This is a genomic window from uncultured Thiodictyon sp., assembly GCA_903837595.1.
GTDB lineage: Bacteria > Pseudomonadota > Gammaproteobacteria > Chromatiales > Chromatiaceae > Thiodictyon.
Genome location: CAILVI010000004.1, coordinates 1 through 10,978 on the forward strand (window position 1 = coordinate 1; position 10,978 = coordinate 10,978).

At 66.0% G+C, this 10,978-nt stretch carries 10 protein-coding genes; 5 read left to right on the forward strand and 5 right to left on the reverse strand.

Translation table 11 applies throughout. The features are described from left to right. The first annotated feature begins 858 nt into the window (after nt 1-858). A complete protein-coding gene (locus QZY44_RS00180) occupies nt 859-1,077 on the forward strand; it encodes a DUF2281 domain-containing protein (RefSeq protein WP_295440565.1) in 219 nt (72 codons plus the stop codon). Then, the gene (locus QZY44_RS00185) at nt 1,074-1,475 is read left to right on the forward strand and encodes a type II toxin-antitoxin system VapC family toxin (protein WP_295440566.1); all 402 of its coding nucleotides are present in this window, start codon (nt 1,074-1,076) and stop codon (nt 1,473-1,475) included. Before QZY44_RS00180 ends, QZY44_RS00185 begins: the two co-directional genes overlap by 4 nt. A 305-nt stretch (nt 1,476-1,780) precedes the next feature. Here QZY44_RS00185 and QZY44_RS00190 read toward each other — a convergent pair whose 3' ends face one another. Together QZY44_RS00190 and QZY44_RS00195 are read right to left on the reverse strand one after the other, a co-directional pair. Then, nucleotides 1,781-4,543: a CoA-binding protein gene (locus tag QZY44_RS00190; RefSeq protein WP_295440567.1), complete on the reverse strand. Its 2,763-nt coding sequence runs from the start codon at nt 4,541-4,543 to the stop codon at nt 1,781-1,783. A 208-nt stretch (nt 4,544-4,751) separates the two neighbouring features. Then, nucleotides 4,752-6,044 (reverse strand): ATP citrate lyase citrate-binding domain-containing protein, encoded by a 1,293-nt coding sequence (locus QZY44_RS00195; protein ID WP_295440569.1) that lies wholly within the window; start codon nt 6,042-6,044, stop codon nt 4,752-4,754. 608 nt (nt 6,045-6,652) lie between these two features. Here QZY44_RS00195 and cmr6 point away from each other — a divergent pair. From cmr6 to QZY44_RS00210, 3 genes are all read left to right on the forward strand, one after another. Next, entirely contained in the window at nt 6,653-7,717 is a 1,065-nt protein-coding gene (gene cmr6 / locus QZY44_RS00200) for a type III-B CRISPR module RAMP protein Cmr6 (protein ID WP_295440571.1), read from the forward strand. Between the two features lie 116 nt (nt 7,718-7,833). Beyond that, entirely contained in the window at nt 7,834-7,998 is a 165-nt protein-coding gene (locus tag QZY44_RS00205) for a hypothetical protein (RefSeq protein WP_295440573.1), read from the forward strand. An 11-nt stretch (nt 7,999-8,009) separates the two neighbouring features. Beyond that, nucleotides 8,010-8,159: a hypothetical protein gene (locus QZY44_RS00210; protein ID WP_295440575.1), complete on the forward strand. Its 150-nt coding sequence runs from the start codon at nt 8,010-8,012 to the stop codon at nt 8,157-8,159. 226 nt (nt 8,160-8,385) lie between these two features. Here the strand turns inward: QZY44_RS00210 and QZY44_RS00215 are convergent, their stop codons facing one another. The 3 genes from QZY44_RS00215 to QZY44_RS00225 are packed head-to-tail and all read right to left on the reverse strand — an operon-like array spanning nt 8,386 to nt 10,893. Beyond that, the gene (locus tag QZY44_RS00215) at nt 8,386-10,065 is read right to left on the reverse strand and encodes an IS66 family transposase (protein WP_295440577.1); all 1,680 of its coding nucleotides are present in this window, start codon (nt 10,063-10,065) and stop codon (nt 8,386-8,388) included. Between the two features lie 46 nt (nt 10,066-10,111). Then, complete coding sequence (gene tnpB / locus QZY44_RS00220; protein ID WP_295440579.1) at nt 10,112-10,495, reverse strand: IS66 family insertion sequence element accessory protein TnpB; 384 nt, start codon at nt 10,493-10,495, stop codon at nt 10,112-10,114. Continuing rightward, nucleotides 10,483-10,893: a hypothetical protein gene (locus tag QZY44_RS00225; RefSeq protein WP_295440581.1), complete on the reverse strand. Its 411-nt coding sequence runs from the start codon at nt 10,891-10,893 to the stop codon at nt 10,483-10,485. Before QZY44_RS00225 ends, tnpB begins: the two co-directional genes overlap by 13 nt. Nucleotides 10,894-10,978: the final 85 nt, after the last annotated feature.

Sequence of the window (10,978 nt, forward strand, 5' to 3'; positions counted from 1 at the left end):
GGGCCGCACCCGGCCTGGGCTCGCGCGGGCCGCTTGTGGGCTAGATTGTACGAGGATACTAATGTACTTGACTGAATCAAGTCTAGTACCCAAGCATCCTCGCACCTGCCCATCGCCACCACCCCCGCCACCCCCCGCCGCCAAGACGGCACCCCATCCAACTGGGACCGCTACCTGGATCGACTGATGCTCCGCAGCGTACCCGAGAAGATGCGGCCCTGTTACCTGCTCCGGGCCGTGGCGTTCCTGAAGGCGCTACGCCCGGAGTCCCGTCCCGGCTGACGGCCGGGCAGGTGACCGGCTACCGCCAAAACCTGTCGAGCCAAGGGCAACTTGCCGACTGGGAGTTTCGCCAAACGGTTGACGCTTTGCAACTCCTTGTGGATTGGTGTCACCGCTTCCTGGCATTGGGCGCCGACAAGCGCGTGGGTTGGCCGACGCAGGAGGCCCAGCATCCCGCAGTTGCGCGGCGGCTAACGCTGGGGTTCTTTCGTCACCCCAGCCTGCACCGAATGCTTGGGCCGTCTCTTCGCGCTACCGGTCCTGCGCGGCGGGGCGGATGGGTTTCGCGGCCTTGGTCATCGCTTCGGCTAGAACTGCGCTTGGGGCAACCCGTCGCGGCCTGGGGGCCGCTCCTACGCGGGTAGGAGCGGCCCTCAGGCCGCGACGAATGTTCGCGGGGGGCAGGAATAATGATCAAGGCCCCCGCCCAAACCCGCCCAGCCCCGACGCAACCCGGAGGCCGACGCTTCAGCGGGTAGCCCGCGCCCGCCGCGCCCGGCCGGCGCGGCTCCCCCATCTATCGCCAAGTTGGCCATATAATGGGCCTAAGCGTCCTCACCCCCGGAGCGCCTTGCCATGACCAGAACCGCCATTGAGACCCAGGCCCTCGACGAACTCAGTCGCCTGCCCCCGGAGCAGGTCCAGGAGGCCCTGGACTTCATCCTGTTCCTGCGTGCGCGCGCGCAACCCCGGGTCGCGCCTCCCGTCCGCCCACTCGGGCTCATGCGGGGACAGGCGACCTGCCACATCGCCGAGGACTTCGCAGTCACCGACGAGGACCTGTTGTGCCTATGACCGGCTACCTGCTGGATACCCACAGCTTCCTGTGGAGCGTGTTCACGCCCGAGCGGCTCAGCCGGGCCGCTCAGGCGCTACTCGCGAACGCCGAGAATCCGGTCTACGTGAGCAGCGTCAGTTTCTGGGAGATCTCGCTGAAGGCGGGCATCGGCAAGCTGACCCTCACGGGTTGCCTGCCCGACGCCTTGCCGGAGATCGCGGAAGACATGGGATACAGGTTGTTGGCGCTGGCGCCGGACGAGGCCGCCAGCTTCCATCGCCTGCCGCGCATCGCTCACAAGGACCCGTTCGACCGGATGCTGATCTGGCAGGCGATCCAGCGTCGGCTGGTCCTGATGACCAAAGACGCCGCCTTCGACGAGTATCGCGCCTTCGAACTCCAGACCTTCTGGTAGCCGTGTATGTTGATCAAAGTGCGTGTGGCGCACCCTCCCTCGTGACACTGCTCCCGAGATTGTGAAAGCATTCGGAGCGTGCCCGATGTAGCCCGGATGGAGCGCAGCGGAATCTGGGGGCAGCCTCGCAGATACACGATGAATCAGTTGGTTGCAGCGGAGACCTGGATTCCGCTGCGCTCCATCCAGGCTACGACTACGCGGGTAGGAGTGGCCCCCAGGCCGCGACAATGTTCGCGGGGGGGCCGGAATAATGATCAAGGCCCCCGCGTGCCGCGCCCGGCCGCCCCGGCTCGGATGGCCTCTCAGGCGACGAACCGGCACTGACTCGCCGCCGTGCGCGTATCCATATTACGACCGCGGGTGGCGTGATCCTCGATCTCGGCGGCCGTGCCGATGGTGCGGCCGTAGAGGAAGGTGGTGAAGGCGCCGTATTCGAGGAAGCCCGCGTCGACCTCCCCGGCGACGTAGGGCCGCCACAGGATCTTCAGAAGGATCACGGCGATGACTGCGTCGATGTTGACGCAATAGACGTTGCTGCTGACGCCGTAGCTGGCCAGGGCATGGACCAGCTCGTGGTAGAACTCGTGGAAGACGTTATAGCTGCCGCGCGACTCGAAGAGCTCCCGGACATAGACTTCACGGGGGTCCAGATTGATCTCCTTGCCTTTGAAGATGGGGTGGTTGACGCACGGGATCTTGGCGTAGGACAGGTTGCCGACGGCCTTGGCCTTGGCCTTGTTGAGCTTGAAGTCGACGGCATAGTCGGCGGCGATACGGACCAGGTCCAGGCCATGATTCGGATCGCCGGGATCGGCGAGGTTGCGCCCGCTGAAGCGCTCGATCAGGAACTGCATGGCCTCGAAGCCGTTGCCGCCGTGGGCAAAGCCGGTGTGGCTCAGGAAGCCGAGATAGCCCTTGTTGACCTGGACCCGCTCGGGCATCTCCGGCCCGTCCGCGCTGACCCCGCCCTTGGCGCCCTGGGCCGAGATGGTGCCTGGGCCGTTCGAGGCGGTGAGCCCGAGCAGCACCGAGAAGGCAAAGCGCCCATCGGCATCGGGCCGGTGCGCCAGCAGGGCGAGGTAGGCGGTCTCGGTGAAGCTCCAGTCGTCGATCAGGGAGCGCACCGGGACGCCGCCGAAGCTGTCCGCGGTCTGGCGGTCCGGGTTCACGGATGCGCCGACCATCGTCGCCGCGACGCGCAGGTGCCAGGGCAGGTTGGCCAGGGTCGTCACCGAGATCCGCTTGTGCAGCAGCGGCCGCCAGGCGAGGTGCAGGCAGATGGCGGCGAGTACGGCGTCCGCGCTCGGGTGGCGGTCCTGGGCGGCGGCCAGGTCGATCAGGTAGCGCAGGATGGCGGTCTCGAGCGCGCCGCGGGCCTGCGCACCGGCGAGCATCGCCGCGGCCAAGGGGTCCGGCTCGGCGGCGAGCAGGGTGCCGGCCTGCTCCGCGGTCGTGGCGGCGATGCGGGCATCGATGGCGACGTTCGGATCGGTCAGGTCCGTGATGCCCGATTGCCGAAAGACTTCAAGCAGCGTCAGCACGGCCGTCCGGGCACCTTCCACCAGGTTCGGCCCGAGCAGCGCGACCGCTGCGCACAGCGCCGTGTTCGGGCTGCTGCCGGCCGCGCGGGCGGCGTGCGCCGCGGCCAGCAGCGGCGTGCCGTGCAGATCGACATAGGCGTTCAGCACGACATTGGCGAGCGCGCGACCGGTGTCGTCGGGGTACTCGCGCACCAAGGCCAGGACCAGGTTCTCCTCGTAGGAGCGGGTCGCCAGGTCCAGGATGCTGGCGCCGTGCAAGCGCGTGATCTGCGTCTGGGGGTCCATCATGGAGGCCCCGGAGGCGTCCTTCATGACCTCCCGCGGCGGGATCACGCCGACCTGGCGGTTGACCGCCTCGATCTGCTCCTTGTAGGGCTCGACGGCCGGCACCGCCTTGACGTCGAGCGCCGCCGGCAGCGCGAGTCCGGTGTCATCGGCGAACCAGCATTTCATCGAGAGGTCGCCGATCGGCGCGAAGTCCGGTTGGCGGCGATTCAATGCCATGACGGCGGTCATGGCCGACGGAATGTCGGCGATGTTGGTGACGACCGCACCCTTGGCCGAGAAGACCGGGTGGTCAGCGGTATACACGGCAGCGACGCCGAGCTTTTCCATGAACCAGCGTTCCTTGGCGGCGGCATTGTCGCCGCTGCCGGCGATCGCACCGGCGTGGCCGCAGGCCTTGGTCAACCGGTCTTTCCAGCGCCCGACCACGCAGGCGATGACCGGTTTCTCAAACACCAGGTCCCGTTCGTAGTAGCCGCCGGGCTCGATGTACATCACGGCGGCATGGCTGCGGCGGTCGTTGTGGAAGGCGTTGGTGAACTCGGCCGCCGCGAAGTGGATATAGACGTCCTTGCCGGACGACAGCGATACGGTGGTCCCCCAGCCGGCGGTCAGCAGGTAGACGGCGATCGTGGTGGTGAAGTTGCCGGAGTTGGAATAGATGGCGACCGTGCCCGGCACCAGCGACTCGGCCGGATGGGTGCCGCCCAGCGCGCCGCCGATGCGCACATGGTGGTGGGCGTCGGCGATGCCGAGACAGTTGCCGCCGAAGACGTCGACACCCTGGAGCTGACAGTACTGGCGAATGATCCGGGCATCGCTGAGCGGTACCTTCTCGGTCAGGATCACCACGCGCGTGAGCACGGGGTTGACGCGCACGGCCTCGATGACCGCGTCTTTGACCCCGGCCGGTGGGACATAGACGACCGCGACATTAAAACGGTGACCGGCCTCCAGGGCCTCGGCGACCGTATTGTAAACCGGGATGTCGTTGAGCTCGGTCTTCAGCACTGAGCCGGACCGCCCGGGCTGCACGCCGCAGACCACGTTGCCGCCGGAGTAGGTATGGCTGATCGGGGTCACCGTGCGGCTCTCGTTGCCGAGGATGTTCAGCACGCACACCCGGTCGTCGCGGGTGGCGAACTGGGCCAGGTTGCCGTTGCCGACGAAAAAATGGGGGAACTCGGGGATACCCTGGCGGCGCATGGCGCCGAGGAAGTGGGCGTCGTTGGCAGACATAGTGAATCTCGTGCTGCGGGCGGGTTGGTCGGGCGTGTGGTTAGTAACGCGTCAAGAACAGGTTAATCACTGACACAATCGTTGTCGTTGTCGTAATCGTTGTCGCAAGGGCATCGAAACCCGAAAAATGTCGGGCTGCTCATGCCCGAAGGAATCGCTTATCCGATTCCGACTACGACAACGACAACGACAGGGCCGCGTTAGTGGTTTAGCCTATTGCTGACTCGTTAATTGAGAGGCCCATCTGGCGGGCGATCTCGGCGCGGCCCCCAGTGCGCATCCAGGCGTCGATGTCGCGGGCGTAATTGACCACGCCGCTCATGGCCGAGTCGTGGCCGAACATCCGATACGGCAGCCCGAGCCCGTCGAGGGTGTCCTTGAGATAGGCCATGCCGCGGATCAGGTTCGGCCCGCCGCGCCCGACGACGACGAACAGTGGCCGCCGGCCGTGGGTGTTGAAATAGTCCCGCAAGGCATCGGCCATGGCCCGGAAGGTGGTGTAGATGTCCGTGTTGTTGGCCTTGCCGCCGATGATGAACAGCACGTTGCTCTGCGCGAGCCAGTGCTTGTAAACGATGCGGCTGATGTCGTACATCTTCTCGTACGGCGGGTTGCCACCGAAGTCCGAGGAGATGTTGCCCGCCTCTCCTAGCAGCTCGGTGACCAGCGCGTTGGCACCGCCACCGAAGGTCATGGCCGTGATGGTGCCCTGGTCGTTGATCACGAACACGTCCGACTGGCCCTGGTAGGTCCGCAGCGCGTTGACCTCGATCTCAAAGCCAGAGTAGCTCGCGGATTCCAGGTTGTCGGGCAGATTCAGCCGATGCCAGGTCGGGTCGTCGCCGTCGAAGGCGCATTTGAAGTCGCAGGCGACGGGGCTCAACCGCCCCTGACCGTTCGGCATCATGCGGATCGGATTGAGCTCCAGCATACTCATGCCGTAGTTGTTGAAGAGGTCCCACAGCTTCGGCAGGTGCTGCACCAGCGGGCTGATGATCTCGCGCGGCGCGTCGATGCTGTCCAGTGCATTGGCGACGATGAACCCCTTAAAGCCGGTCAGGGCGTCGAACGGGATGGCCGCGATCTGGTTGGGCGCCAGGTCTTCGATGTCGACGCCGCCGTGGTGGGTGATGGTCAGCGTCGGAGCACGGTAGCGGGTCGCGTCCGCGATCGACACATAGATCTCGTGCTCGGCCGGGACCGCACCCTCGAAGGTGACGCCCTCGGCCTTGGCCACTTGATTGCCGACCCGGTGCTCGACGAAGAACAGCCGCTCCTTCTCGCGCATGGCCGTGGCCAGGTCGGTCGCCCGCCCAATCAACCCGGACTTGCCCTTTTTGCCGATGCCACCCTTAAAGATAGGCTTGATCAGCACACTGCCCCAGCGGTCGATCAGGTCCTTGACCTGCGTGCCGGTCGCGTCCGGACCCAGCACCTCCGCGGTTGGATAGTCAACATAATCAAGGAGCTTCGCCCCCCAAAGCATCCCGGTGATCTGCATCGTTGTATCCCCCCGCCGACGCGGGAAACCCTAATTATGATGAGAAACCCCCCGATCTGCCTGGGAGTCAGTCGACGTTTGCCATTTCAGAAGTCCACCAGGTCAATCCGCGTGGCGAGCCGCCAAGCACACCACCATGGAGGATCCGGATGGACTCATCCGGAAGCCTAAGTCACACAACGCGGGAGTGCAAATACTATGTATTATTTTTCACGGACGGTAAGACCCGGCGCGCATCTGTAGCCGGCGATCTTCTCGCAAACATTGGTTTTCGAGTGGCCATCGTGAGAATTGACGCCGCGCAAGTGCTGGCCTGGGGGAGGTCTCTTCGCGAAAACGGTTCGCGTATCAGTTAGTCGGCATGCCGCGTTTCGAGCACCGTCCTTGGGCTCCGTCGAGAGGCCCGGCCGTACGTAAGTCCTCGCCAGTGCGAAAGGTAGCGTCCTGACCGTACAACCTTGTCCGTTTCGTGAGTTGACCCCTAGACCCCGTATGGCTGTATGCATCTCGGCCCATAAGAAGCGCTATGTCCAAGGGGTGCTGGGGCTCAGCGCGACAGGAGACAACACCGCGGAGGACGACACGGATAACGACAGGGGGACGCACGGATGACCCAACTGATACGCACCGCGCTGAAGCCACTCTACCGTGCCGCCCGGGATGCCCACCCCGGGCTCCTCATCCAGCGTGGTTACGAGGCGTACGACGACGCCACCGATGAGGGACGCGAGCGCAAGACCCAGCACATCAAGCACATCTGCGCCATTCCGGCCGGCACTTTCTACGTCAATGCCTTCAACCGCTGGTCCACGATTACGAGTGATCGGCTGCGGTTTTGCGCGAAACGACTTGACCTCGAATCGCGTCTGTTCATCGGCCTCACCGCGGGAGGTATGCTCGAAACCGGCTGCGCCATCTCCCACAGCTACGGTGTGCCCTATTTGATGGGGTCGAGCGTCAAGGGTGCGGTGAACGCCTTCGTCCGCGGGACCGAATTCGGCCAGGCACATTCAGCGGTCTGCAATCAGCTCTTCGGTAGCGAACCGCAACCCGGCGGCGAGCACCCCGATGGACTCGCGGGCGTATTCACCTTCCACGATGCCTGGTGGATACCAGGTTCCGCTCCCACCCCGATGGTCCAGGAGGTGGTCACCACGCACCACCTGGAGTATTACGGGAGTGAAGGCGAGGCGCCGGCGAGCGATCTTGACAGCCCCATCCCCAACGCCCAGATCGCGGTCCGCGGTGCCTTTCTGTTCGCTATCGAGGGGCCCCTGGGCTGGATGCACCTGGCCGAGCAGATGCTCGTCGCCACCCTCACTCAGTCGGGTCTTGGCGCTAAGCGCCGCGCGGGCTATGGCTACTTCCGCGACGGTGCGTCAAGTACCGCCGCTGGAGGCGACGGCACAGGCGGGGGTGACGGCACACGCTGCCAATGGGTAGATGACGCCCTAACCAAGCTCATGCAGCAGAATAGGGCACCCGAGGGTGATACCCTGCGCAGTATCGGGCTGGCCCAACAATGGCAGGCCATCCCAGATGCCGACCTCAAGGAACAGGCATTGGCGGACATCCGCACACGCTGGCAGACCAGCGGCTGGTGGGATGAGCCACCCAGCAAGAAGGCCACGCAGGCAAAGGCCATCTACCAGCCCACTGAGGCACCTGGATAAGCACGACGGTCGGCCGTGCGCTGCTTGCACGGTATATCGCGAACCGCGAGGTCCGAACCTTCGGCCCGCGAGTGAACGGACGGGGCTGGCGCTATTCGGACCTGGATCTGGTGGTGATGGGCGCGGAACCCTTGCCAGATCTGGTGCTCGCGACCTTGCGGGCGGATCTCGAGGATAGCGATTTGCCGTTTCGGGTGCACCTGCTCGGGGCGCGTGACCTGCCTGCCGCCTGGATGCCGCATCGCGATGACCAGTCGGAGCGGATTGATTCACTTTATTGAGGATAATGACAGTGAGCGTTGTGCAACTGCGATCGATGATCAGTTTTGTACGTGAGAGCCGCGGTGTCTATTTCGTTGCGGCACTGATCTTCCTGTTGGTGTTGATCATCCTGTCGGCGACCGGGATCGAAATGTCGTGTCCTTCCGGCAAGCCTGCATGAATTCCGAATGCGGTTCCGGTAGCGTGGGAGCCCCGCGTCCTTGGCGAACGGGAGGGGCGATGTTGTCGCTGGCCGGGCGGGCAGGCGACACCAAGCCGGCAGCGTCTGGCGCCGTTGCCTACCCGATCACAAGCCAGCCGCGCCCCGCCGATGCTGGTCGGGACGTTGGTGGTGCGACGGTGTGAAGGGAGGCCGCCCGCACGGGCGGCCCTCATCCGAAGCGGGATCAGTCCGGCGCGGGTTCGGCGGCGAGGCGCGCCAGCGCCGTGGTGTAATTCCAGGGCATCCAGGCCGGCGGGTCGAGTGCCACCGCGGCGGCGTGGCGCTGCAGGGCGACCAGGTAATCAAACGGTGCCACCTGGTGGAGTTCCGCGGTATGGATCAGACTCATGAACAGGTCGCCGACCTTGGCACCGTTCAAGGTGCGATAAAACAGCGAATTTTTCTGATGCAGGATGCTCTTCTTCAGCGCCCGCTCGCAGATGTTGTTGCTCAGCGGTGCGCCGGGCACGCGCAGGAACAGCGTCAGCTTCTCCCAATGATTCTGCAAGTAGCGGATCGCCTGCCCGAGCCCAGAGTTGGGCTCCACGGCGTGCGTCTCGAACTGCTTGAGCATCCAGTCGTGGAGCGCCTTCATCCGCGGGGCGCTCTCCTGTTGGTGAAGCCGTAGGCGCGCGTGTGGGCCGAGCCCCTGTTGCTGAGCCTGCTGGTCGGTGTGGAACACGGGTCGCAGGGTTTCCAGCACGAAGGCGACCTCATCCGGAAAGGCGTCATGGACCTCAACGAACTTGCGCCGCCCATGGGGGATACAGGACGCGGCCTGGGTGGGATGCGCCCCCGGGGTATTGCGCGCCAGGGCATCGGACATCTGGATCGGGGGCGCGGGGTCGTGGCGCTGTGCGAGGATCTCCGCCAGATGCTCCCCGGCATGGCAGGGTCCGGTTTTGAACAGGGCGATCGGGCCGTTGATGGTCTCGGCCACCACCGCGCAGGTGAACACCCCGGTGCGCTCAGCGTCGGCCCCCGGGGGCAGCGCCTCGGCGCGCGCCTCGGCGGTGAATTTGAGGATGCGCATGGTGGTGTCATCGTTGTAGAGCACCGTGCCCTGCGCCGCCTGCTGGGCCAGTTCCTCCACCGCGGGGGCAAGGCAGGGCGCGGCGGCCGCGACCACATCCCATTGGGTGGTGGTCGGCAGCGGGATGGCCAGCGCCTGCTCCAGGCACTGGATGCGCTGAAACGGCAGGCCACAGCCGTATTTCAGCAGCCCGATCATGGCGGCGGCCGTCTCGTCGTATTTCGCCGTGCCAATGCCCGCTGGGGGGGCGGCCGTGAACACCGTGCCGCACAGCCCACAGCGCAGCCGCTGCAGGGTGTAGACCTGCGCCTGCAGGGGCGCCACCCCGGTGACGCGCACCAGGACCGCCGGATCCTGGCGCTGGACAGAGACCCGGCCGGTGCAATCGGGTTCGGGACAGGGGTCGCCCTGCTTCAAGCTGGCGTGGATGACCGAGATGCGCGGGGCGCGGGGATACTGGTCCGCGCCGTTGCGGCCATGGCCGCGGCGCGTCTTTTTGTGGGGCGGCAGCGTGGCATCGCCGTCGGTGGCGCCAGGTGCTGCGGCGTCGGCGGGCGGCGCCGCAGCGTCGGTCGGCGCTGGCTGGTCCTTGCCCAGGACCGTGTCCGTGCGCTCGGTGCGGGGTCCGAAGATCAGCCGGCGCACCCGCTCCAGGGTGGTCGTCGTGGTCTCCAGCTCCTCGGTCAGGCGCGCCAAGGTGTCCACCGCCGCCTTGAGGGTGGCGTGGTCGTGCGCGGGTAACGGTTCGGTGCGGGTGCGCTCGACAATGGCATCGAGTCGCGCGATCGGGACCGACATCCGCGGGGTGCGTTGGTTCTTGCGTCGACTCATGCCACGACGTGCCGGCGGGGCTGGATCAGCGTGCTCATGGATGCTGTTATAGCGTACTGTGTGCCACCGTGTCACCGCCCGGCGGCGTCAGCGCCCGCCATACCGGTGCCCCTGCCGCCGCGCGCCAATCCCCGCCGGCAAGCAATACTGCCAGTTCCTGGGGGGCCAGCACCTGCCCCGGCGGCCCGCTCGGCCAGTACCCAAAGCGGCCCGCGGACAGGCGCTTCTGACACAGCCAGAAGCCCTGGCCATCGTAGACCAACAATTTGATGGCGCTACCCCGCCGGTTACGAAAGACGAAGAGCGCTCCGCTCATGGGCTCGTCCGCCAACACCTGACGCACCCGCCGGGCGAGACCATCAATGCCTTGGCGGAAGTCCACCGGGGCCGTCGCGACCAACACGCGCAACTGCGGGGTCAGGGCCAGCATGGCGCCGCCTCCCACAGGCTGCGCGCCACCGTCGCGACCTCCCCGGTCGCCGTCCCGGTCCACTCGATGCGCAACGAACGACCACGGGCGTCGGACAGGGTCAGCACGCAGCCCGGCCCCGACGGTGGTAAGCCCAGCATCATTTCCACAAAGGCCGGCGGCGTCGCGCAGGGCACCGGCGGGGGCGCTGTCCGCGCCGTCAGCCGCCGCTTCAAACCGGCGTAGTCCAGCCGCAGCGTCGTGGCGACCTTGCTCACCCCATGGCGGGCGGCCAGTTCAACCGCCCGCGACCACAGTTCCTCGGGAATGCGCGCGCCCGCCGACGTGGTGCTACGCCAGTGGGCAAAGGCCGCGGCCGTCTGCGCTAGATCGGCCGCGGCGGGGAGTGACAGTGACATCGTAGAGCCTCCGGATCACCAAAAACGGGGCTCCTACGCTACCGGGCCAGGGACGCGATTTCATGCAGCCTTGCCGGAGGGACAC